Genomic DNA, 22,900 nt, shown 5'->3' on the forward strand with positions numbered 1-22,900 from the left:
GCTGCCTTCGCACGGAATCAGCATCTGCGCGAAGGTAATGCTCATATGAGCACATTGACACGGTACGGAGGCGACTTTGAGCCAGAGCGGACGCGCTGACGGACGCGCCGACCAGTCTGACAAGCGCACGTTGCGGCGTGAAGTCCTGGAGATGAGAAGCAGATTGACGCCGGATGATCTGCGGGAGGCGGCGGCGGCGTTGGCCGCGCAGGCGCTCGGGCTGCCGGAGCTGGCGCGGGCGCGCACCGTGGCGGCGTACGTCTCGGTGGGCGCCGAGCCGGGCACCGGCGCGCTGCTCGACGCGCTGTGCGCGCGGGGGGTCCGGGTGCTGCTGCCCGCGCTGCTGCCGGACGGCGATCTCGACTGGGGCGCGTACACCGGGGCGGCCGGCGGGGAGGGCTCGCTGGCGCGGGTGCGCCACGGGGGGCGCATGGAGCTGCTGGAGCCCGCCGGGGAGCGGCTGGGCCGGGAGGCGGTGACGGAGGCCGACGTGGTGCTGCTGCCGGGGCTGGCGGTCGACGGGCGCGGCCTGCGGCTGGGGCGCGGCGGCGGTTCCTACGACCGGGTCCTGGCCCGTCTGGAGCGGGCCGGGGCGCGTCCGGCGCTGGTGGTGCTGCTGTACGCCGGCGAGGTCGTCGACCGGGTCCCGGCGGAGCCGCACGACCGGCCGGTGGACGCGGTGGTGACGCCGGAAGGGGTGCGGCGGTTCCGCACCCCGTAGAAGCGAGAACGGCCTCCACGCGCGCGTGGAGGCCGTTCCGTGCCGGGCGGTGCCGTGTCAGGGCTTGAGCACCAGCGTGTCGCTCGTGCTCTCGTCGACCGCCTTGTCGGTGAAGGACCAGGGCAGCAGCTCGCCCTTGGCCCACTTCTCGGTCTGGTCGGTGTAGTGGGCGCTGTAGGCGTGGCCGGAGGCACCGCTGAGGTTGATCCAGCGGGACTTGTCGAGGTCGCCGAGGTTGACCACCATCCGCATGGACGGCACCCAGAGCACCCCGTAGCCGCCGGCCGCGTTCCACCCGGTGGCGTTGACCGCGGCCTCGCCGCCGCTCAGCTCCCAGGGGCCCCGGTTGAGGGCGTACTTCACGAAGCCCGGTCCCTCGGTGCCCAGGGTCTGGTTCTTCAGGAACAGGCGGTGCAGCCGGCCCCAGCTCCAGGTGTCGATGTCCTTGCCGAGCTTCGCGGTCAGCTCCCAGCGGGCCTCGACCATGGCGCGCTTGAACAGGTCGTCGCGGTTGTGGTCGGCGCCGTCGCGGGTGTTCGAGGCGGGCGTGGTCCACCAGTCGCTGTCGGTGTCGTCCATCAGCGTGCGGACCACCTCGAACCAGCGGTCGCCGCCGTCCGGCTGGGCCTGGTCCGCCTCGCGCTGGCCGCACTCGCGGACCTTCTGCGTCTCGTCGGCGGGCCCGGTGGTGTTCACCGGGTCGACCCACAGGCACTGGCCCTTGACCCGCAGTTCCTTGGGCAGCTTGTTGCCGAAGGCCAGCTTGACGATGTTGCGCCAGGTGGCGTTGAAGTACGCGGCGGCGGCGGAGTCGGCGTCCTGGGTGTAGTCCCAGCCCTCCAGCAGCTTCTGCGCCTCGCGGACGTCCTTGTCCTTGACGTCGATCTTCAGCAGCGCGGGCACCAGCAGCTTGGCGATCTCGCTGCTGTTGTCGAGCTGCATCTGGCGCATGTCGTCGGTGGAGATCTTGCCGCCGTCCTTGATCTTCTGCTCGATCAGGGAGGTGATGCGCTGGCTGCGGGTGCCGTAGCCCCAGTCCGTGGTCAGGGTGTACGGGTACGCGTCCGCGTCGACCACGGCCTGGTTGGCGGTGACGATGTAGCCGCGGTCGGGGTCGTACTCGTAGGGCAGCTCGTCGTCCTCGATGTACGTGCCGGTCCAGCGGTAGTCGGGGTCCCAGCCGGGTGCCGGCAGGGAGCCGTCGTGGCCGTCGGCGCGGACCGGGATCTGTCCGGGCAGGGTGTAGCCGATGTGGCCGTCGGTGTCGGCGTAGACCAGGTTCTGCGAGGGCACGTCGAACTTCGACGCCGCCGCCCGGAAGTCGCTCCAGTCCTTCGCGCGGTCGATCTCGAAGACGGCGTCCATGGTGGTGCCGGCCTCCAGCGCGGTCCAGCGCAGGGCGACGCCGTAGCCGTCGCCGCGGTCGGGCGCGGCGGCGTCGACGCTCGCCTTCTTGCCGACCTTGACCAGTTCGTTGTCGCGGTCGGAGAGCAGCGGCCCGTTGTTCGTCTCGCGGACGACGATCTTCTTCGAGGAGCCGCCGGCGACCTTGATGGTCTCCTCGCGGGTCTCGAAGGGGACCACCTTGCCGTCGTACTGGTAGCCGTCGCCGGTGATCTTCTCCAGGTAGAGGTCGCTGACGTCGACGCCGGAGTTGGTCAGGCCCCAGGCGATCTCCTGGTTGTGGCCGATTATCACGCCGGGCATGCCCGCGAAGGTGTAGCCGGTGACGTCGTACTGGCACTTGGCGGAGACACTCCGGCAGTGCAGGCCCATCTGGTACCAGACCGAGGGCAGCGACGGCGACAGGTGCGGGTCGTTGGCCAGCAGCGGCTTGCCGGTGATGGTGTGGGCGCCGGAGACGACCCAGGAGTTGGAGCCGATGCCGTCGCCGTTCACCCCGACGGCGGTGGGCAGGTCGTCCAGGACGTCCTGGAGGCCGGAGAGCTGGCTCTGCAGCACGGTGCCGCCGCCGCTCGCGCCGGAGGTGCCCGTACCCGTACCGGTGCCGGTGCCTGTACCGGTGCCGGTGCCGGTGCCTGTACCGGTGCCGGTGCCGGTGCCGGTGCTGTCGCCCGTACCGCTGTCGCCACCCTGGAAGGTGCCGGTCAGTTCGTCGTACTGGCCTTCCTGGACGATCGCCTTGTTGCGGTCGTACGGGTAGTCCGGGTACAGGTCGGCGATCTGCTCCGGGCCCAGGCGGCTGGTCATCAGGGCGCGGTCGATCTCGTCCTGCATGTTGCCGCGCAGGTCCCAGGCCATCGCCTTGAGCCAGGCGATCGAGTCGACCGGCGTCCACCGCTGCGGCCGGTAGTCGTTGGTGAAGCCCAGCGCGGCGTACTCCAGGGAGATGTCCGCGCCGTCCTTGCCCTTCAGGTAGGCGTTGACGCCCTTGGAGTACGCCTGGAGGTACTTCTTCGTCGAGTCGGAGAGCTTCTCCTCGTACTCCTTCTCGGCCACCCGGTCCCAGCCGAGGGTGCGCAGGAACTCGTCGTTGTCGACCTGGCCCTTGCCGAACATCTCCGACAGGCGTCCCGAGGTCATGTGACGGCGCACGTCCATCTCGTAGAACCGGTCCTGCGCCTGGACGTAGCCCTGCGCCATGAACAGGTCCTCGTCGGAGGACGCGTAGATCTGCGGGATGCCGTAGGAGTCTCGCTTGACGTCGACCGGTCCCGACAGGCCGTCCAGCGTGATCGATCCCTTGGTCTGCGGGAACGACGCGCGAACGGTGCTGACGGTCCAGTACGCCCCGTAGGCGAGGCCACCGATGAGGGCCAGCACCAGCACGAGGACCATCAGTTTGGCTCTGCGCCCCTTCTTCCTCGCGGACTTGGCGGGCCGGTGACCCGAAGAGGCGGTGTTGGTGGGGGGCATCGCTGTCCTTGCTGTCCTAACACGAGCGGCAGGGGCGGGCTGTGCTTCTTGCTGCGCTCCTTACTGAGTGAACGCTGGAGCAACCATAGGCGCAGGGCTCGCCCGGCCTTGACGCGGAGTCGGGAACCGGCGTGGACGGACGTTCGATCATGCCAGGATCGGCGTCAAGAAAACGTCAAGAGTTAGGTAAGGTAACGAAGTAGTTGCCCGGCTCGCCCCGTGCGCGGCGATTCCCCCTGTTCTCCTCGTCCTCCGTTCTCCTCTGTCCTCCTCTCTCCTCGTGTACCGCGTTTCACCTGCCGGAAGGAACGGCCCCTGACTGTCCACCACCTCAACCAGCTGCTGCTCGTCTGCTCGCTCGTCCTGCTCGTCGCCGTGGCGGCGGTCCGCATCTCGTCGCGCAGCGGGCTCCCCAGCCTCCTCGTCTACCTGGCCATCGGCGTCGCCATGGGGCAGGACGGCATCGGGGACATCCATTTCGACAGCGCCGCGCTGACCCAGGTCATCGGCTACGCGGCCCTGGTCGTGATCCTGGCCGAAGGCGGCCTCGGCACGAAGTGGAAGGAGGTGAAACCCGCCCTGCCGGCCGCCTCCGCGCTGGCCCTCGTCGGCGTCGCGGTGAGCGTCGGCGTCACGGCGGCGGGCGCCCACTACCTGACCGGGCTGGAGTGGCGGCAGGCGCTGATCATCGGCGCGGTGGTGTCCTCCACGGACGCGGCGGCGGTCTTCTCGGTCCTGCGCCGCATCCCCCTGCCCGCCCGCATAACGGGCACCCTGGAGGCCGAGTCCGGCTTCAACGACGCCCCGGTGGTCATCCTGGTGGTCGCCTTCTCCACGGCCGGCCCCGTCGAGCACTGGTACGTCCTCATCGGCGAGATCGCCCTGGAGCTGGCCATCGGCGCGGCCATCGGGCTCGCGGTGGGCTGGCTGGGCTCCTGGGGGCTCCGGCACGTCGCCCTGCCCGCCTCCGGCCTCTACCCGATCGCCGTCATGGCGATCGCCGTCACCGCCTACGCCACCGGCGCCATGGCGCACGGCAGCGGCTTCCTCGCCGTCTACCTGGCCGCCATGGTCATGGGAAACGCCAGGCTGCCGCACTGGCCGGCCACCCGGGGCTTCGCCGACGGGCTCGGCTGGATCGCCCAGATCGGCATGTTCGTCCTGCTCGGTCTGCTGGTCACCCCGCACGAACTGGGCGACGACATCCTGCCCGCCCTCGTCATCGGCCTGGTGCTCACCATGGTGGCCCGGCCGCTGAGCGTGGTGCTGTGCCTGCTGCCGTTCCGGGTGCCCTGGCAGGAGCAGACGCTGATGTCCTGGGCGGGGCTGCGCGGCGCGGTGCCCATCATCCTGGCCACCATTCCCATGGTCGAGGGCGTCGAGGGCAGCCGGCGGATCTTCAACATCGTCTTCGTGCTGGTCGTCGTCTACACCCTGGTGCAGGGGCCGACGCTGCCGTGGCTGGCCCGCGTGCTGCGGCTGGGCGGCGGTTCCGGGGCGGCCGACCTCGGCATCGAGTCGGCGCCCCTGGAACGGCTGCGCGGGCACCTGCTCTCCGTGGCCATCCCGGAGGGGTCGAGGATGAGCGGCGTGGAGGTGGCCGAGCTGCGGCTGCCGGCCGGGGCCGCCGTCACCCTGGTGGTGCGCGACGGCACGTCCTTCGTGCCACTGCCCTCGACGGTCCTGCGGCTCGGCGACGAACTCCTCGTCGTCGCCACCGACCCGGTCCGGGACGCCGCCGAACGCCGCCTGCGCGCCGTCGGGCGCGGCGGCAAGCTGGCGGACTGGCTGGGGACGGGCGGGGCGGAGGGGGACGCCGGTGAGGGCGTCCGGTGACGGTCGCCCGGTGGACGTCGCCCGGTGAAGGTCGCCCGGTGGACGTCGTCCGGTGAGGGGTGCCCGGGGCGAGAGGCCGGGTGCGTCGACGCCCGTGATGTGCGCCGGTTTCCGTGATGTTTCGGGGTGCCCGTCCTGTATACGAAATCCCTATACAATGGGCGGGTCACCTGATCGAACCAACTCTGCCTGACGCAGAGCTGGCGCGACCGTATGGCGGCCGGGCTGCACCTTTCACGACGGCTCCGGTATCTACCGCAGTCCGCGCAAGAGGACAGCTCTCGGCGCCCGTGCCCCCGGTGGGGGCCCGCCGCGCCACCAGGCGGCGGAAAGGCACGGGCCGTGGCACCCACGGTCACCGAGTCGAAGACGACGCAGAAGGCGCGGCGCCCGGGGTACGGGCAGTTGCTGCGCACCCGCGGCGCCTGGACGTTCCTGGTCCCCGGGTTCGCCGCCCGCCAGCCCTTCGCGATGCTGACGATCTCCATCGTCCTGCTCGTCCAGCACACCACCGGCTCCTACGGCGCCGCGGGCGCCGCCGCGGCCGTCACCGGCGTGTCCATGGCCCTGTTCGCCCCCTACAGCGGCCGGCTCGCCGACCGCTACGGGCAGCGCGCGGTCCTGGTCCCCGGCGTCCTGGCGCACGTGGCGTCGGGCCTGCTCCTGACGGTCCTGGCGCTCGCGGACGCGCCGCTGTGGGCGCTGTTCGCGGCGGCGGTGCCCACCGGCGCCTCGGTGCCGCAGATCGGGCCCATGGTCCGCGCCCGCTGGGGCGTCCGGCTCAAGGACTCGCCCCTGATGTCCACCGCGGCGGCCTTCGAGTCCGTCACCGACGAGCTGACCTTCGTCGTCGGCCCGCTGCTCGCCACCGCCCTGTGCACCGCCCTGCACCCGGCGGCGGGCCTGGTCACGGAGGCGACGCTCACCCTGCTGGGCGGCCTGCTGTTCGCCGCGCAGAAGCGCACCCAGCCGCCGGTCGGCGCGGACCTCACCGGGCAGGTCGGCCCGCGCGCCGACGGGCACGCGCGCGTGGAGCACGTGCCGGCGCTGCGCATCCCGGGCGTGCGCGTCCTGGCCGTGGCCTTCCTCGGCATCGGCGCGGTCTTCGGCGGCATGCAGGTCGCGCTGGCCGCGTTCACCGAGGCGATCGGCGAACCCGGCCTCAACGGCGTCCTGTACGGCACCTTCGCCGCGGGCAACATGCTCTCCGGCGTGGTCTGCGGCGCCGTCGCCTGGAAGGCGGCCCCGCAGCGACGCCTGCTGGCCGGCTACACCGCCCTCGCGGTGACCGCCTCCGGCCTGTGGGCCGCGCAGTCGGTGCCGCTGCTGGCCGGGCTCGGGCTGCTCGTCGGCATGTGCATCGCGCCCGCGCTGATCACCGGCTACACCCTGGTCGAGTCCCTGGTCCCGGCCGGCGCCCGCACCGAGGCGTTCACCTGGCTGACCGGCGCCGTCGCGCTCGGCCAGGCGGCGGCCGTCACGGTCGCCGGACAGCTGGAGGACCGGGCCTGGGAGGGCGCCGGGTTCCTGGTGCCGATGGGCGGCACGGTGCTCGCCCTGGTGACCCTGCTGGCACTGCGTTCCCGGCTGTCGGCACGGCCGGACGGACGGACCGTGGCACGTGGCGTGGGTCACCGCGAGCACGCCGCAGTGGACTGATTCACGGGAATAGGCCACTATGGAGCGTCGTTAGCACTCATCGAGTGAGAGTGCCAGGAGGAAGACAGTGCCGACGTACCAGTACCAGTGCACCGAGTGCGGCGAGGGCCTCGAGGCGGTGCAGAAGTTCACCGACGACGCCCTCACCGAGTGCCCCGCCTGCGGCGGGCGCCTGAAGAAGGTCTTCTCGGCCGTCGGCATCGTCTTCAAGGGCTCCGGCTTCTATCGCAATGACAGCCGGGGCGCGTCGTCGAGCAGCTCTCCGGCGTCGTCCTCGAAGTCGTCGTCCTCGGACTCCTCGTCCTCCTCGGGCACGAAGTCGTCCTCGGACTCGAAGAGCTCGGGCACGAGCACCTCGTCCAGCAGCTCCGCCGCCTGAGGCTCCGCGCAGTCGCCGCCTGGCCCCGCCGTCGCACCCGACGGCGGGGTTCCGGCCGTTTCCGGGCCAGGGAGCCGGTATCCCGGGCCCCGGGGCCGTTCTCCGGCTCGGGACCGGCGGCTAGGGTGCGGGCATGGTGAACAAGGCGCACGCCGAGATCGGCGTGATCGGCGGGTCCGGTTTCTACTCGTTCCTCGACGACGTGACCGAGGTCCAGGTGGAGACCCCGTACGGGCCGCCCAGCGACTCCCTCTTCATCGGTGAGGTCGCCGGCCGGCGGGTCGCCTTCCTCCCCCGGCACGGACGCTCGCACCACCTGCCGCCGCACCGGATCAACTACCGGGCCAACCTCTGGGCGCTCCGCTCGGCCGGTGTGCGCCAGGTCCTCGGCCCGTGCGCGGTGGGCGGCCTGCGGCCCGAGTACGGGCCCGGCACGCTGCTCGTCCCCGACCAGTTCGTCGACCGGACGACGTCACGCCCCTCCACGTACTTCGACGGCCTGCCGCTCCCGGACGGCACCGTGCCGAACGTCGTCCATGTGTCACTGGCCGACCCGTACTGCCCCACCGGGCGGGCCGCCGCGCTGACGGCGGCGCGCGGACGGGACTGGGAGCCGGTGGACGGCGGCACCCTCGTCGTCGTCGAGGGGCCGCGCTTCGGAACCCGCGCCGAATCGCTCTGGCACCGGGCGCAGGGCTGGTCGGTGGTGGGCATGACCGGCCACCCGGAGGCGGCCCTCGCCCGCGAACTGGAGCTGTGCTACACCTCCATGACCCTCGTCACCGACCTCGACGCGGGCGCCGAGTCCGGCGAGGGCGTCTCGCACGACGAGGTGCTGCGGGTCTTCGCCGCCAACGTGGACCGGCTGCGGGGCGTCCTGTTCGACACGGTGGCCGCCCTGCCGGCGGACGGCGAACGGGACTGCGCGTGCGGACGGGCGCTGGGCGGGATGGAGCCGGGGTTCGCGCTGCCGTAGACGGGGCGAGGCAGCGGATTCCGGGCCGGCTGCCGCGGAACGCCTCCTTCGGGTGAGCAAGTTGTCCACAACCGGCCGGTAACCCACAGGCTCCGGCGGGCGGCGGCGCGAGGCGGGACCGTGGTGCCCGCAAGCCGTTCCCTCGCCGCAGGTGGTGCCCGCCATGTCCTACGCCCCCTCCGCCCTCCGCTCCCCCGCGCCTCCCCGCCCGCCGGGCACGGACGCGCCGCCCACCCGTGAGGTCCCGCACTTCGCCCCGGTGCGGGTGCGCGGCCTGCGGCACCGGACGCACCGGCTCCTACGGCACCGGCGGCGCGCCGTGGCCGCCGGCCTGGCCGTCACGGCGGCGGCCCTGGTGGCGGCGGGCCCGCAGCCGGGCGGCGCCGCCCACGGCGACCGGCGCGTCCGGGGACACCCGGTGACCGCGCAGGCCGCGCGGCACCCCGCCCCGCGGCTGGTCTCGGCGCCGGTGCGGATCGCCGACGCGGAGACGGTACGGCTGCTCCGGCCGGGCGACCGCGTCGACGTCGTGGCGGCCGGGACCGGGGCCGGCGGCACGGACGCCCGCGCGGGCGGTGCGACTTCCGTCGTCGCCCGGGGCGCTCGGGTGGCCGAGGTGCCGGGCACCGCGGCGGCGGCCGGCGAGGGCGGCTCCCTGGTCGTGCTCTCGGTGCCGCGTGCCACGGCGACCCGGCTGGTCGGAGCCGGGACCCTGGCGCGGCTGGCGGTGATCCTGTGGTGAGTTCGCCGAGTCACCCGCCCGAAGGGACCGATTGGACAGCACGGCCCGGCGCTGACGTAGGTTGCGGAGCGTTTTGTTCCACAAGCTGTTCATGCGAGGAGTGCGCCCGAGGTGAGCGAGAAGAAGCCGAGTGTCTGGCAGGGCTTCAAGGCCTTTCTGATGCGCGGGAACGTCATCGACCTGGCCGTGGCGGTCGTCATCGGCGCCGCCTTCACCAACATCGTGAACTCGGTGGTGAAGGGCGTCATCAACCCCCTGGTCGGAGCCTTCGGCACCAAGAGCCTGGAGCACTACAGCTCCTGTCTCAAGGCACCGTGCGAGGTGGCGGAGGACGGCACGGTCACCAGCGGCATCCCGATCATGTGGGGGTCCGTCCTCGGCGCGACGCTCAGCTTCGTGATCACCGCGGCCGTCGTCTACTTCCTGATGGTCCTGCCGATGTCGAAGTACCTGGCCCGGATGGAGGCCCGCCGCAAGGCCAAGGAGGGCACGCAGGAGATCATCGAGGTGACCGAGCTGGAGGTGCTGAAGGAGATCAGGGACGCGCTGCTGGCCCAGCGCGGCTCCGGGACCGACCCCCGGTAGCACGGCCGGTCCGCGCTCAGATGTGGTGCGGCGGCTTCTCGTCGAGGAAGCGCTTGAGATCGGCGGCGGCGTCCCCGTCGCCCTGCCGCTCGCCCCACCCGCGGTCCGTGTCGTCCGAGGACTGCTGGTCCAGCGGGTCGTCGAAGACCAGCTTCGGCTTCGGCGTGCGCGGCGCGGGCCGGGGCGCGGGATCGGGGACGGTGCTCATACCCCCAGGGTACGGCGCCCGCTGCACGACACTGGCGTCATGACAGTCGACGCATTGACGGACGTCCCCGGCCTGCGGGTCGGGCACGCGACGCGGACCGGCGACGGATGGCTGACGGGGACGACGGTCGTGCTCGCCCCGGAGGGCGGCGCGGTCACCGCGGTGGACGTGCGGGGCGGCGGACCCGGCACCAAGGAGACGGACGCCCTCGATCCGCGCAACGTGGTGCAGCGGGTGGAGGCGGTGGTCCTGACCGGCGGCAGCGCCTACGGCCTGGACGCGGCCTCGGGCGTGATGGCCTGGCTGGAGGAGCGGGGGCGCGGGGTGCGCGTCGGACCCGACCCCGGGCATGTCGTGCCGGTGGTGCCCGCCGCCTGCGTCTTCGACCTGGGGCGCGGGGGCGATTTCCGGGCGAGACCGGACGCGGCCACCGGCCTCGCCGCGGTGGCCGCCGCCGCGGCGAGCACGCCGGGCGCGGTGGTGCCCGAGGGGTGCGTGGGCGCCGGCACCGGGGCTGCGGTCGGCCTGCTGAAGGGCGGGATCGGAACCGCGAGCACGGTCGTGGAGTCGGGGTTCACGGTGGCGGCCCTGGTGGTGGCCAACGCGGCGGGATCGGCGTCGGACCCGGAAACGGGGGTGCTGTACGGGAAGTTGATGTCGGGCCGACGGGTGACCGCGCCGGCGGAGGAGGTGTGCCGGGCGGCGCGGCGGCGCCTGGCGGAGGCGGCGGAGCGGAACACGCTGCCGCCGCTGAACACCACGCTCGCCGTCGTCGCCACCGACGCCGAGCTGTCCAAGGCACAGGCGCAGAAGCTGGCCGGCACCGCGCACGACGGCATCGCCCGCGCAGTACGCCCCGTGCACCTGCTCAACGACGGGGACACGGTCTTCGCCATGGCGACCGGCGAGCGCCCCCTCGACGCCGCGCAGCCGCTCGCCCTGAACGAACTGCTGGCGGCCGGCGCGGACATGGTGACGCGCGCGATCGTCCGGGCGGTGCGCGCGGCCGAGCCGGTGGACGGGCCGGGCGGGTTCTGGCCGTCGTACCGGGAGTTGTACGAGGGGTGACGCGCCGCGCGGCGATCCCGCGCCCGGCACCCCGGGCGCCGCCGCGTCCGTTCCGCCGCACTGTCGCGGTTCTGTCACGCGCCGGCCCCCGTGGGGAACGGCGGGAACCCGGGCGCCCCGGTGACCGCTCTCCTTCCCCGTAGTGGAACGGATCGCGTACTTCCGACGAACCTGGAGCAGCCCGTGACAACGCCGGACAGAGCAACGCTGCGGCGCGCGCTGGGGGCCGGTGCCCTCCTGATGGCCGGCGCTCTCGCCCTCACCGCCTGCGGCGGCGACGCCACCGCCGACACCACCACCGACGCGAAGGGGGCGGGCGCGAAGATCACCATCTCGGCGAAGGACGGCTCGGCCGGCGCGTCGATCAACACCACCGGTGTCGAGGTCAGCGACGGCACGCTGACCGAGGTGCGCATGACGGCGGCCGACACGGGCGCGGCCGTACCGGGCGGCATCGCCGGGGACGGGACGAGCTGGAAGCCGAAGGAGCAGTTGGAGCGGGGGACGACGTACCGGATCACGGCGGCGGCGAAGGCGGCGAACGGCGAGAAGCTCACCGCCGGCTCGACGTTCACCACCGTCTCCGAGGAGGACAGCTTCATCGGGACGTACACGCCCGACGGCGGCACCACGGTCGGGGTGGGGATGCCGGTGTCGTTCACCTTCGACAAGGCGATCACCGACAAGAAGGCCGTGCAGTCGCACATCGAGGTCACCTCCAGCAGCGGACAGAAGGTGGTCGGGCACTGGTTCGACGCGCAGCGGCTGGACTTCCGGCCCGAGGAGTACTGGAAGTCCGGCTCGAAGGTGACGGCGAAGATCGACCTGGACGGTGTCGAGGGCGCCGAGGGGATCGTCGGGGTACAGCGGAAGACGGTCACCTTCACCGTGGGCCGCTCCCAGGTCTCCACGGTCGACGCGGCGACGCAGACGATGACGGTCGTGCGCGACGGCGCCACCGTCCGGACGGTCCCGATCTCGGCGGGCAGCCCGGAACACACCACGTACAACGGGCAGATGGTGATCTCGGAGAAGTCCGAGCAGACCCGGATGAACAGCCGGACGGTCGGGCTGGGCGGGGAGTACGACATACCGGACGTGCCGCACGCGATGCGGCTGACGACCTCCGGCACCTTCGTGCACGGCAACTACTGGTACGACCAGGGCGATCCGCCCTTCGGCAGCCAGGGCACCAGCCACGGCTGCGTGGGGATGGCCGACGTGCGGGGCGCGGGGGGCGACACCGAGGCCAAGTGGTTCTACGACACCTCGCTGATCGGTGACGTGGTCGTGGTCAAGAACTCGGCGGACCGGACGGTCGCGCCCGGCAACGGGCTCAACGGCTGGAACATGGCGTGGAGCGAATGGACCGCAGGAAGTGCGGTCTGAGCCCGGGAAGTACGGCTTGAACAGCGGATTTTGTGGGAACGCGGCTCCGTGCGGGAACTTTTCGCGCGGGCCGCGTGTTTTTCATGCGGACGTTTTCTCGGTTCCCGGACACGATGTCCGACCGAGGGGCTACGGTATGCACCCACAAGGTGACATGCAGCAACGCCGGGAGAGACCTTGAGCGTTCCGTACGAGACCGCAGCGTACGAACCATCCGAGTCGCCCGAGTCTCCGGAGGAGCATCTCGCGCGACTGCTCGGCCGTGCCCTGAACTCGTTCGAGCTGCCCGACGAGACGATGCGGCGGCTGGACTGCGCGCTGGCACACGACAGTTCCCTGCACTCCGCGCACCACAGCGCGGGGCTGCACCGGGAGACGTACCGGCACACCTGGCTCCTCGCCGACGGCTCCGCGCTCACCCTCTGGGAGCTGGTGCACAACACCACCCCGGGCGGCGAGCCGCAGCACGAGGTGTATGTCGACGACGAGGAGCTGGGCGCCGCCACCGCCCGGCTCCCCCTGCCGCAAGGAGACCCCGGACTTCGAGCTGCCGGTGCTGGTCCAGCCGTCCTCGTTACCCGCTCCGCGCCTCACCTATCTGCCGGAGGGCTCGGCGGACCACGCACGCCGGCTGCTGCGCCGGGCGGAGAACCCCGACCGGCCCGGCGCCGACACCGCGGCGCGGCTGGCCACGGCGGCGGCGCACCAGATCACGCAGGCGTTCGGCCGCCCCGGCCGGGTGGGCCGCACCGGACCGCCGTTCTCGCTCTACGAGCACGCCTTCCTGCTCCGGACGGGCGAGGAGGTCTCCCTCTGGGAGGTCGAGCACACGGCGACGCCCGACGGACGGCACATGTGCGAGGTGTACGTCAGCGAGGACGCCGCCCGGCAGGCGATGGAGCGGCGCGCGACCCACCAGCGCTGACCGCTCGCGTCGACCACCCGCCGCCCGTCCGCGCCGGCCGACGCCGCTCGCGTCGGGGTCACGCCGTCGCCGTCTGCTTCTCCCCCGGCGTCCCGGCCGCCGCCCGGGTGCCGCCGGGACGCTCGGCCTCCGGGGTGCCCGGTGCCGGGGTGCGCAGGCCCTTGAGCAGGACGACCAGGGCGGTGGTGACGCAGACGCCCGCCGCGACGGCGACCAGGTAGAGCAGCGGGTTGCCGATCAGCGGCACCACGAAGGCACCGCCGTGCGGGGCGCGCAGGGTGGCGTCGAAGGCCATCGACAGCGCCCCGGTGAGCGCGCCGCCCGCCATCGAGGCCGGGATGACCCGCAGCGGGTCGGCCGCGGCGAACGGGATCGCGCCCTCGGAGATGAAGGAGGCGCCGAGCACCCAGGCGGCCTTGCCGTTCTCGCGTTCGGCGGCGTTGAAGAGACGGCCGCGGACCGTCGTGGCGAGGGCCATCGCGAGCGGCGGGACCATGCCGGCCGCCATCACCGCCGCCATGATCTTCATCGCGGAGTCGCTGGGGTCGGCGACCGCGATGCCGGCGGTGGCGAAGGTGTAGGCGACCTTGTTGACCGGGCCGCCGAGGTCGAAGCACATCATCAGGCCGAGCAGCGCGCCGAGCAGGACGGCGTTGGTGCCGGACAGCCCGCCCAGCCAGTCGGTCATGGCCTTCTGCGCGGAGGCGATGGGCTTGCCGATCACCACGAACATCAGGAACCCGACGACCGCCGCGGAGATCAGCGGGATCACCACCACCGGCATGATGCCGCGCAGCGCCGCCGGGATGCGCACCCGCTGGATCGCCAGCACCACGGCCCCGGAGAGCAGCCCGGCCGCCAGACCGCCGAGGAAGCCGGCCTCGATGGTCAGCGCGACGGAGCCGCCGACGAAGCCGGGGACCAGACCGGGGCGGTCGGCCATGCCGTAGGCGATGTACCCGGCGAGCACGGGGACGAGGAAGGCGAAGGCGACGTTGCCGATCTGGAAGAGCAGCGCCGCCCAGCTGTCGGCCTGGGTCCACAGGAAGTGGTCCATGACCGAGGGCGCCTTGTTGATCTCGTAGCCGCCGATCGCGAAGCCGAGGGCGATGAGGAGACCGCCGGCGGCGACGAAGGGGACCATGTAACTGACGCCGGACATCAGCCACGTGCGGAGTCTGCCGCCGTAGCCCTCGGCCGGGTCGCCGGTCCGTTCGACGGGTGTCGTACCGGCCGTGACCTCGCCGCGGGCGGCCTTCGCGCGGACCTCCGCTATCAGTTCGGCGGGCCGGTTGACGGCCGCCTTGACCCCGGTGTCGACGGTGGGCTTGCCCGCGAACCGGGCCTTGTCGCGCACGGCCACGTCATGGGCGAGGATCACGCCGTCCGCGGCCTCGATCAGCGCGGGGTCGAGGCGGGTGAAGCCGGCCGAGCCCTGGGTCTCGACGACGAGGTCGACACCGGCGTCGCGGGCCGCGTTCCGAAGCGCCTCGGCCGCCATGTAGGTGTGCGCGATGCCGGTGGGGCAGGAGGTGACGGCGACGACACGGAACACCGGGGCACCGGCGTCCTCCTGGCTTCCGGCGTCCTCCTCGCTACCGGCGCCCGCAGAGCCGGCCGGCGCCTCCACCGGCCCTTCCTGCCTGGCCGGCGCCTCCACCGGCCCTTCCTCCCTGGCCGGCGCCTCCGCCGGCGCCTCTCCCCGGATCAGCGCCGCCGCCGTCCCCGCGTCCCGCGCCGCCCGCAGCGCGTCCGTGAACGCGGTGTTCATCAGCTGCCGGGCGAGTGCAGACAGGATCGTCAGATGGGCGTCGTCCGCACCGGCCGGCGCGGCGATCAGGAAGACCAGGTCGGCGGGTCCGTCCGCCGCCCCGAAGTCGATGCCCCGCGTACTGCGCCCGAAGGCGAGCGTCGGCTCGGTGACGTGCGCGCTGCGGCAGTGCGGGATGCCGATGCCGCCGTCCAGGCCGGTCGGCATCTGCGCCTCGCGGGCGGCCACGTCGGCGAGGAAACCGTCGAGGTCGGTCACCCGGCCCGCGGCCGCCATCCGCCCGGCGAGCGCGCGGGCCGCCCCCTCCTTGCCGTCGGCGGACCGGTCGAGGTCGAGGTCGACCAGGTCGGCGGTGATCAGGTCGCTCATCGCGGACTCCTTCGCGGGGTTCATGACACCGGTTCCTTCAGGGGTCGGTCCACCGGCACCTCGGCGGTGACCGTGACGGCGGCCGGGTCCAGGTCGGCCGGGGCCGGCATCACGCTGCCCGGCAGGCCGACGGCCGCCGCGCCGTGCGCGACCGCCGAGGCCAGCGCCTCCGGTCCGGTGCCGCCCGCGGCCAGGAACCCGGCGAGCGAGGCGTCGCCGGCGCCGACGTTGCTGCGGACGGCGGCCACCGGGGCGGCGCCGAACCAGGTGCCCGCCTCCGACACCAGGAGCTGGCCGTCGGCGCCGAGGCTCGCCAGCACCGCCCGCGCGCCCCGCTCCCGCAGCTCTCCGGCCGCCCGCGCCGCGTCACCCACGGTCGCCAGCGGCCGGCCGACCGCCTCCGCCAGCTCGGCGGCGTTGGGCTTCACCACGTCGGGCCGCTCGGGCAGCGCCCGCAGCAGCGCCGGTCCGGAGGTGTCCAGGGCGATCCGGACGCCGGCCGCGTGGGCGCGGGCGACCAGCTCGGCGTACCAGGAGGGGGCGAGGCCGCGCGGCAGGCTGCCGCAGCAGGCGATCCAGTCGGCGTCGCGCGAGCGGGACCGTACGGTCTCCAGGAGCGCCTCCCGTTCGGCGGCCGACAGCTCGGGGCCGGGCGCGTTGATCTTCGTCAGGACGCCGTCCGCCTCGGCGAGGGCGATGTTGGAGCGGGTGGCGCCGGCCACCGGCACCGCGGCGACCTCGATGCCCTGCGCGTCGAGCAGCGCGGCGACGAGCGCGCCGGGGGCGCCGCCGAGCGGCAGGACCGCGACCGTGCGGCGGCCGGCGGCGGTGACCGCGCGGGAGACGTTGACGCCCTTGCCGCCGGGGTCGACGCGTTCGCCGGTGGCGCGGACGACCTCGCCGCGGTCCAGGGCGGGCACCTCGTAGGTGCGGTCCAGGGACGGGTTGGGGGTGACGGTGAGGATCACGCGCGTACCACTTCCGTGCCGCCGCGCCCGATCGCCGCGGCGTCGTCCGGGCTCAGCCCGCTGTCGGTGATCAGCAGGTCCACGTCGGCCAGGCCGCCGAACCGGGCGAAGTGCTCCTGCCCGTGCTTCGCGGAGTCGGCGAGCAGCACCACGCGGCGGGCGGCGGCGACGGCGGCCCGTTTCACGGCGGCCTCGGCGAGGTCGGGGGTGGTCAGGCCGTGTTCGGCGGAGAAGCCGTTGGCCGCCAGGAAGACGACGTCGGCGCGGATCTCGCCGTACGCGCGCAGCGCCCAGGCGTCGACGGCGGCCCGGGTGCGGTGCCGGACCCGCCCGCCGACCAGGTGGAGCTGGATGCCGGGGTGGTCGGCGAGCCGCGCGGCGGTGGGCAGGCTGTGCGTGACGACGGTGAGCGCCGCCCCCCGCGGTACGGCGGCGGCCAGCCGGGCCACCGTGGAACCGGCGTCCAGGATCACCGTGCCGTCGGCCGGCAGCTCCGCGAGGGCGGCCCGCGCGATGCGGTCCTTCTCGTCGGCGGCGGTGGTCTCGCGCTCGGCGAGGTCGGGTTCGAAGTCGAGGCGTCCGGCGGGGATCGCGCCGCCGTGCACCCGGCGGAGCAGGCCGGCGCGGTCCAGCGCCCTCAGGTCCCGGCGGATGGTCTCCGCCGTCACCTGGAACTCCTCGGCCAGCGACACCACGTCCACCCGTCCGCCGTCCCGGGCGAGCCGGAGGATCTCCTGCTGCCGCTCCGGTGCGTACATGTCCGTCTTCCTCCGACCGTGCCCGAACGTGTTGTTTCGGAGGGACATTACGTCCGTGAAACCGAGAAGTAAACACATCCGGGCTTGCCCGGACACGAACGGGCACGCCCTCTTCTCATGAGGTCAGCCTCTGTCCTCGATCCACGGCATCCTCCCGGCATGACGACCGACACCCCGGCCCGGCTCCTCACCCTCCTCTCCCTCCTCCAGACGCCCCGCGAGTGGCCCGGCGCCGAACTGGCCGACCGGCTGGGGGTCTCGCGGCGCACCGTCCGGCGGGACGTCGAGCGGCTGCGCGACCTCGGCTACCCGGTCCGGGCCACCCTGGGCTCCGAAGGCGGCTACCGCCTGGTCGCGGGCAAGGCGATGCCCCCGCTGCTCCTCGACGACGAGGAGACGGTGGCGATCGCGGTCGGCCTGCGGGCCGGCGCCGGCCACGCGGTGGCGGGCCTGGACGAGGCGTCGGTGCGCGCGCTGGCCAAACTGGAGCAGGTCCTGCCGTCCCGGCTGCGCCACCGCGTCACCACCCTCCAGGCCGCGACCACCCCGCTGACCGGCGGCGACGGCTCCACCATCGCCCCCGAGACGCTGACCGTCATGGCCTCGGCGGTGGCCGGCCGGGAACGGCTGCGGTTCGCCTACCGCGCCGCCGACGGCACCCCCACCCGGCGCCTGACCGAGCCGTACCGGCTCGTCTCGACCGGCCGCCGCTGGTACCTCGTCGCCTACGACCTCGACCGCGCCGACTGGCGGACCTTCCGCGTCGACCGGGTGAGCGAGCCGTTCGCGACCGGCGCCCGGTTCACCCCGCGGGAGCTGCCGACCGGCAGCGCGGCGGAGTACCTGCGCCGGTCCATGTACCGCCAGGGCGACTCGTACGAGGTGCACGTGACGTTCGCCGCCCCGGCGGACGTCGTCGCCGCCCGGCTGCCGGGGTGGCTCGGGACGCCGGAGCCCACGGACGACGGCACCGCCTGCGCCCTGCGGACGACCGCGACGGACCCGGTGGAATGGCTGGCGGTACGCCTGGCCCTGACCGGCGTCGACTTCACGGTCCGGGAACCGGCGGAACTGGTGGCGGGCGTACGGGAGCTGGGGGCGCGGCTGACGCGGGCCGCCGGGGAGTGACAGCCCCCTTCCCGTCCGCTCAGCCGGGCCGGCCGGGCATCCCCAGCAGCGACTCCCACGGCAGGTGCCGCAGCGCCTCCAGGTTGCGCAGGGCCAGGTCGAGCGGGCCGCGCCCGGCGTTCCCCGGAGAGTCGTCGAAGGCCCACTGCTCCACGGCCACCCGGACCGCGGCGGCGGCCGCCGCCGCGGCGAACCTCGCTCCGGGCGAGGCCGCCAGCCGCACGGCGACGTCGTCGTCGCCCCGTGCGGCACGGGCGGCCAGCACCTGGGCGAGGGACCGGTCGGCGGCGTGGCAGACCTCCGCCCAGACCTTCCGCAGGGCGGGGCTGGACTCGGTCAGGCGGATCAGCGGCCGGGTCCACTCCCAGGAGGCCGCCGACACCCCGGCGCCGGGGGTCAGCGTGTGCCGGACCGCGTGCTCCAGGGCCTGGTGCGGGGGCAGTTCGGCCGGCGCGGCGCGCACCGCCTCCGCCCAGAGGTCGGCGCCCGCCGCGTAGAGGGGCGCGACGGCCTCCTCCTTGGTGGCGAAGTAGCGGTAGAAGGTGCGCGGGGCGACGCCGGCGGCCAGGGCGATGTCCTCGGCCCGGGTGGCCCGCAGTCCCTGCCGTACGAAGAGCCGGGCGGCGGCCCGCGCGATCTCCCCCCGCGTCTCGGCCTTGCGCCGCTCGCTCAGCGACAGGGCGCCGGCCCGGGCACCCCTGGACGGGGAAGCCGAGCCCGGAGGGGAGGAGGAGCCGGAGGAGGAAGAGGCGCCGGGAGAGGAAGGGGCGCCGGGAGAGGAAGGGGCGCCGGGGGAGGGAGGGGCGCCGGGGGAGGGAGGGGCGCCGGGGGAGGGAGGGGCGCCGGAAGGCGGGCCGGGGCGGCGGCCGGGTGCTGGAGTGGTGCTGCTCACCATCGGCAATGTATGCCCCTGTGGCACAATCTGCCATCTGGCGGGCCACCCCGGGGTTCAGGTTCGGGGTGCCCCGCCGTTCCACCGCCCCCGCGCCCGCACGGCTCCGGACTCCTGGCGTACGCGGACAGAGAGGAGCCGGGCTCGGGCGCCCGGGGGGGGGAGAGCGCCGAGCCCGGCTGGGGACGTCCCGGCGCCGGGGGGAGTGCGACGGGACGTGGTCTCGGGGGCCGAAGGCCCGGTCGGACGGGCCCTGGCCGGGCCCGAACTGGTGACCCTGAATGCTTGTTCCCAGGACCCCAGGGTTTGAAGCAGCGTTACACAGTCATCTTCGTCGGCGGCGCGCGGCCCCGCACCACCGGCGTGCGCCGGGGGCGCCGGCGCCGGTCAGGCCGCGGCCTCGAAACCGGTGTCGCGGGCCAGCTTCTTCAGTTCCAGCAGCGCGTGCTTCTCGATCTGCCGGATCCGCTCGCGGGTCAGGCCGTGTTCCTTGCCGACCTCGGTCAGCGTACGCTCCCGGCCGTCCTCGATGCCGTACCGCATCTTGATGATGGAGGCCGTGCGCGGGTCGAGGCGGCCGATCAGGTCGTCCAGCTCCTCGCTGCGCAGCAGCGTCATCACGGACTGCTCGGGCGAGACGGCGGAGGAGTCCTCCAGCAGGTCGCCGAACTGGGTCTCGCCCTCGTCGTCCACCGGCATGTTCAGCGAGACCGGGTCGCGGGCCCAGTCGAGCACGTCGGTGACGCGCTCGGGCGTGGAGCCCAGCTCCTTGGCGATCTCGGCGTGCTCCGGCTCGCGGCCGTGCTCACGGTTGAACTCGCGCTGCACGCGGCGGATGCGGCCCAGCTCCTCCACCAGGTGGACGGGGAGCCGGATGGTGCGGGACTGGTCGGCGATCGACCGGGTGATGGCCTGCCGGATCCACCAGGTCGCGTACGTGGAGAACTTGAAGCCCTTGCGGTAGTCGAACTTCTCGACCGCGCGGACCAGGCCGGCGTTGCCCTCCTGGATCAGGTCGAGGAGCGGCAGGCCGCTGCGGGGGTAGCGACGGGCGACGGCGACGACCAGCCGGAGGTTGGAGCGGATGAAGACGTCCTTCGCCCGCTCGCCCTCCTCGACCAGGGCCTGGAGCTCCTCACGACTGGCGTCCGCCTCGGTGTCCTCGTAACCTTCAAGGACCTGTCGTGCGAACACACCCGCCTCGATGGTCTGGGACAGCTCGACCTCCTTGGCGGCGTCGAGCAGCGGTGTACGCGCGATCTCGTCGAGGTACATGCCGACCAGATCGCGGTCGGCGAGCTCGCCGCCGTTGGCGCGGACGCTGGTTGCCGCGTCGCTCGTCTCGCCGGTGGCGGACTTACGACGGGCGACGGCACGGGTTGCCATGCGTGCTCCCTTGCGATGGTGGGGTCAGCGGGTCGTTCGCAGATGCCCAGACGCCCTCCCGGTTCGCCCCTGCTTGCCTCGGACTCTCCTCGGGTGCCCTGCATCCGATGGAAACAACGACTGGAATCCGGACAGAATTCCCACCCCGTCCTCCGAATTTTCTGATCATGCAGTACCCTGTGCCGCCGCATGAGGAGGCGTGATGCTGTCGGAGGGTGCCGATGTCCAGGTCAGGCCGGGGGTCGACGGTGACCTCAGGGCCCTCACCGCGCTCTACAACCACTACGTGAGTGAGACGGCCGTCACCTTCGACACCGAGCCGTTCACCCCCGAGGAGCGCCGCCCCTGGCTGCTCTCCCACCCTGAAGACGGACCGCACCGCCTGATGGTTGCCGCGGACAGCCGGTCACAGGAGATTCTGGGGTACGCCACCTCCGGCCCCTTCCGCCCGAAACCCGCGTACGCCACCTCCGTGGAGGTCACGGTGTACGTGGCGCCGCGGGCCGGCCGCCGGGGCATCGGCACCCTGCTCTACGGGGCCCTCTTCGAGGCGCTGGCCGGCGAGGACCTGCACCGGGCCTACGCCGGCATCGCGCAGCCCAACGAGGCGTCGGTCCGGCTGCACGAGCGCTTCGGCTTCCGGCACGTCGGCACCCACCGGGAGGTCGGCCGCAAGTTCGGGCGGTACTGGGACGTGGCCTGGTACGAGAAGGAGCTGTAGTCCCGGATACCGCCGGCCCCGGTCAGCCGAACTGCACCGACCGCTTGGCCAGCCCCATCCAGAACCCGTCGATCACCGACCGCTGGCTGCCCAGCTCACCGGCCGCGTCCGCCGCGCCCAGTGTCACGAACAGCGGCGCGAAGTGCTCGGTGCGCGGGTGGGCGAGCCGGCCCGCCGGCGACTTGCGCCCGAAGTCGAGCAGCGCGTCGAGGTCCCCGGCGTCCAGCGCGCGCCGCCCCCAGTCGTCGAACTCGGCGGACCAGGCGGGGGTGCCGGCCTGCCGCAGCGCGGCCAGGTTGTGGGTGAAGAAGCCGGAGCCGACGATCAGGACGCCCTCGTCGCGCAGCGGCGCCAGCCGCCGCCCGACCTCCATCAGCCGCACCGGGTCGAGGGTGGGCAGGGAGATCTGGAGGACGGGCAGGTCGGCGTCCGGGTACATCTCGACGAGCGGGACATAGGCGCCGTGGTCGAGGCCCCGGTCCGGGACGTCCTGCACGGGTGTGCCGGGGGCGCGCAGCAGCTTGCGGACGGAGTCGGCGAGCGCGGGGGCGCCGGGAGCGTCGTACCGGACGCGGTAGTAGTGCTCGGGGAAGCCCCAGAAGTCGTGGACGAGCGGGACGGTCTCGACCGCGCCGAGGGCGAGCGGGGCCTCCTCCCAGTGGGCGGAGACGACGAGGATCGCCTTCGGGCGCGGCAGCGCGGCGGCCCAGGCGGCCAGCTCGCCCGGCCAGACCGGGTCGTCGGCCAGGGGCGGGGCGCCGTGGCTCAGGTAGAGGGCGGGCATGCGCTCCCGGCCGGCGGCGGGCAGCTCCTCGGTGGCGGCGGACATGACGGCGGCTCCCTACGGCATCACGCGATGCGGGTACTTGAAGTATCAAGCGTGCTCGGACGACGAGGCTACGCCGCATTTGTTGAAGCTTCAAGAAGCAACCTCGTACAGTGGACGCATGACTACGCCCTCCACCTCCCCGTCCGAGCGCGAGCCGCGCTGGCTCACCGCCGGGGAACAGCTCGTCTGGCGTTCGTACCTGGAGGCGGCGACCCTCCTGGAGGACCACCTCGACCGCCAGCTCCAGCGCGACGCGGGCATGCCGCACATGTACTACGGCCTGCTGGTCAAGCTCGGCGAGTCGCCCCGGCGGCGGCTACGGATGACGGAGCTGGCGCGGTCGGCGAAGATCACCCGGTCCCGCCTCTCGCACGCGGTCGCGCGCCTGGAGAAGAACGGCTGGGTGCGCCGCGAGGACTGCCCGTCCGACAAGCGGGGCCAGTTCGCGGTCCTCACGGACGAGGGGGTCGCGGTGCTGGAGCGGACCGCGCCGGGCCATGTGGCCGCCGTCCGGCAGGCCGTGTTCGAGCGGCTCACCCCCGAACAGCAGGAGTCCCTCGGCGAGATCATGCGGATCGTCGCCGAGGGACTCCAGCCCGCCGGAGCGGGCGCGGACCTGCCCTGGCTGCGCTGAGCGCGCCGCCGGGGCGGGTCCGCCGGGGCCGTGCGTACGGGGCGTCCCCTCCTCGTACGCACGGGTGGTGCGGGTCGTG

The 22,900-nt window shown here is 73.3% G+C and carries 20 protein-coding genes and 1 pseudogene; 13 read left to right on the forward strand and 8 right to left on the reverse strand.

Annotated features, from left to right (window positions below; translation table 11 throughout):
* Positions 1-151 precede the first annotated feature (151 nt).
* A complete protein-coding gene (locus tag Sdagh_RS06665) occupies positions 152-721 on the forward strand; it encodes a 5-formyltetrahydrofolate cyclo-ligase (RefSeq protein WP_229879731.1) in 570 nt (189 codons plus the stop codon).
* Between the two features lie 57 nt (positions 722-778).
* Here Sdagh_RS06665 and Sdagh_RS06670 read toward each other — a convergent pair whose 3' ends face one another.
* Positions 779-3,598: a penicillin acylase family protein gene (locus tag Sdagh_RS06670; protein WP_190076612.1), complete on the reverse strand. Its 2,820-nt coding sequence runs from the start codon at positions 3,596-3,598 to the stop codon at positions 779-781.
* Positions 3,599-3,913: 315 nt separating this feature from the next.
* Here Sdagh_RS06670 and Sdagh_RS06675 point away from each other — a divergent pair, with 315 nt between their 5' ends.
* From Sdagh_RS06675 to mscL, 6 genes are all read left to right on the forward strand, one after another.
* Positions 3,914-5,434 carry a potassium/proton antiporter gene (locus Sdagh_RS06675; protein WP_189414815.1) on the forward strand — a complete coding sequence of 507 codons (1,521 nt, stop codon included), beginning with the start codon at positions 3,914-3,916 and terminating at the stop codon, positions 5,432-5,434.
* Between the two features lie 342 nt (positions 5,435-5,776).
* On the forward strand, positions 5,777-7,093 hold the full coding sequence (locus Sdagh_RS06680; RefSeq protein ID WP_226534761.1) for an MFS transporter: 1,317 nt from the start codon (positions 5,777-5,779) through the stop codon (positions 7,091-7,093).
* 67 nt (positions 7,094-7,160) lie between these two features.
* Positions 7,161-7,472 (forward strand): FmdB family zinc ribbon protein, encoded by a 312-nt coding sequence (locus Sdagh_RS06685; RefSeq protein ID WP_189414648.1) that lies wholly within the window; start codon positions 7,161-7,163, stop codon positions 7,470-7,472.
* 133 nt (positions 7,473-7,605) lie between these two features.
* A complete protein-coding gene (locus Sdagh_RS06690; protein ID WP_189414647.1) occupies positions 7,606-8,448 on the forward strand; it encodes an S-methyl-5'-thioadenosine phosphorylase in 843 nt (280 codons plus the stop codon).
* Between the two features lie 163 nt (positions 8,449-8,611).
* Positions 8,612-9,190 carry a hypothetical protein gene (locus Sdagh_RS06695; protein ID WP_190076613.1) on the forward strand — a complete coding sequence of 193 codons (579 nt, stop codon included), beginning with the start codon at positions 8,612-8,614 and terminating at the stop codon, positions 9,188-9,190.
* A gap of 111 nt (positions 9,191-9,301) precedes the next feature.
* Entirely contained in the window at positions 9,302-9,775 is a 474-nt protein-coding gene (gene mscL, locus Sdagh_RS06700; RefSeq protein WP_189414645.1) for a large conductance mechanosensitive channel protein MscL, read from the forward strand.
* A 16-nt stretch (positions 9,776-9,791) separates the two neighbouring features.
* On the opposite strand, the gene Sdagh_RS06705 is transcribed toward mscL, so the two are convergent.
* A complete protein-coding gene (locus Sdagh_RS06705; RefSeq protein WP_189414644.1) occupies positions 9,792-9,983 on the reverse strand; it encodes a hypothetical protein in 192 nt (63 codons plus the stop codon).
* Between the two features lie 39 nt (positions 9,984-10,022).
* Here Sdagh_RS06705 and Sdagh_RS06710 point away from each other — a divergent pair, with 39 nt between their 5' ends.
* The 3 genes and pseudogenes from Sdagh_RS06710 (at position 10,023) to Sdagh_RS06720 (ending at position 13,365) form a co-directional block, all read left to right on the forward strand.
* A complete protein-coding gene (locus Sdagh_RS06710; RefSeq protein ID WP_189414643.1) occupies positions 10,023-11,051 on the forward strand; it encodes a P1 family peptidase in 1,029 nt (342 codons plus the stop codon).
* Positions 11,052-11,234: 183 nt separating this feature from the next.
* Positions 11,235-12,440 (forward strand): L,D-transpeptidase, encoded by a 1,206-nt coding sequence (locus Sdagh_RS06715; protein ID WP_189414642.1) that lies wholly within the window; start codon positions 11,235-11,237, stop codon positions 12,438-12,440.
* A gap of 177 nt (positions 12,441-12,617) precedes the next feature.
* Positions 12,618-13,365: pseudogene (locus Sdagh_RS06720) on the forward strand (DUF6227 family protein).
* A 58-nt stretch (positions 13,366-13,423) separates the two neighbouring features.
* Here Sdagh_RS06720 and Sdagh_RS06725 read toward each other — a convergent pair.
* Genes Sdagh_RS06725 through Sdagh_RS06735 form a run of 3 tightly spaced genes read right to left on the reverse strand, consistent with a single transcriptional unit; the run spans position 13,424 to position 17,231 of the window.
* Positions 13,424-15,505: a PTS fructose transporter subunit IIABC gene (locus tag Sdagh_RS06725; RefSeq protein WP_189414814.1), complete on the reverse strand. Its 2,082-nt coding sequence runs from the start codon at positions 15,503-15,505 to the stop codon at positions 13,424-13,426.
* 20 nt (positions 15,506-15,525) lie between these two features.
* Positions 15,526-16,473, reverse strand: coding sequence for a 1-phosphofructokinase (gene pfkB / locus Sdagh_RS06730; protein WP_189414640.1), 948 nt, complete (start codon positions 16,471-16,473; stop codon positions 15,526-15,528).
* The gene (locus tag Sdagh_RS06735; RefSeq protein WP_189414639.1) at positions 16,470-17,231 is read right to left on the reverse strand and encodes a DeoR/GlpR family DNA-binding transcription regulator; all 762 of its coding nucleotides are present in this window, start codon (positions 17,229-17,231) and stop codon (positions 16,470-16,472) included. The genes pfkB and Sdagh_RS06735 overlap by 4 nt, the downstream gene beginning before the upstream one ends.
* A 159-nt stretch (positions 17,232-17,390) precedes the next feature.
* On the opposite strand from Sdagh_RS06735, the gene Sdagh_RS06740 reads away from it, so the two are divergent.
* Entirely contained in the window at positions 17,391-18,359 is a 969-nt protein-coding gene (locus Sdagh_RS06740) for a helix-turn-helix transcriptional regulator (RefSeq protein ID WP_189414638.1), read from the forward strand.
* 19 nt (positions 18,360-18,378) lie between these two features.
* Here Sdagh_RS06740 and Sdagh_RS06745 read toward each other — a convergent pair whose 3' ends face one another.
* Entirely contained in the window at positions 18,379-19,032 is a 654-nt protein-coding gene (locus Sdagh_RS06745; RefSeq protein ID WP_370594965.1) for a TetR/AcrR family transcriptional regulator, read from the reverse strand.
* 606 nt (positions 19,033-19,638) lie between these two features.
* Positions 19,639-20,637: a sigma-70 family RNA polymerase sigma factor gene (locus Sdagh_RS06750; RefSeq protein ID WP_190009075.1), complete on the reverse strand. Its 999-nt coding sequence runs from the start codon at positions 20,635-20,637 to the stop codon at positions 19,639-19,641.
* A 202-nt stretch (positions 20,638-20,839) separates the two neighbouring features.
* On the opposite strand from Sdagh_RS06750, the gene Sdagh_RS06755 reads away from it, so the two are divergent.
* Entirely contained in the window at positions 20,840-21,358 is a 519-nt protein-coding gene (locus tag Sdagh_RS06755) for a GNAT family N-acetyltransferase (RefSeq protein WP_372478415.1), read from the forward strand.
* Positions 21,359-21,380: 22 nt separating this feature from the next.
* Here Sdagh_RS06755 and Sdagh_RS06760 read toward each other — a convergent pair whose 3' ends face one another.
* Positions 21,381-22,142: a dioxygenase family protein gene (locus tag Sdagh_RS06760; RefSeq protein WP_190009281.1), complete on the reverse strand. Its 762-nt coding sequence runs from the start codon at positions 22,140-22,142 to the stop codon at positions 21,381-21,383.
* A 163-nt stretch (positions 22,143-22,305) separates the two neighbouring features.
* Here Sdagh_RS06760 and Sdagh_RS06765 point away from each other — a divergent pair, with 163 nt between their 5' ends.
* Positions 22,306-22,821, forward strand: a complete 516-nt coding sequence (locus tag Sdagh_RS06765) for a MarR family winged helix-turn-helix transcriptional regulator (protein ID WP_189414635.1) — start codon at positions 22,306-22,308, stop codon at positions 22,819-22,821.
* The last annotated feature ends 79 nt before the right edge of the window (positions 22,822-22,900 follow it).

The organism is Streptomyces daghestanicus, assembly GCF_020521275.1.
Classification (GTDB): Bacteria; Actinomycetota; Actinomycetes; order Streptomycetales; family Streptomycetaceae; genus Streptomyces; species Streptomyces griseoviridis.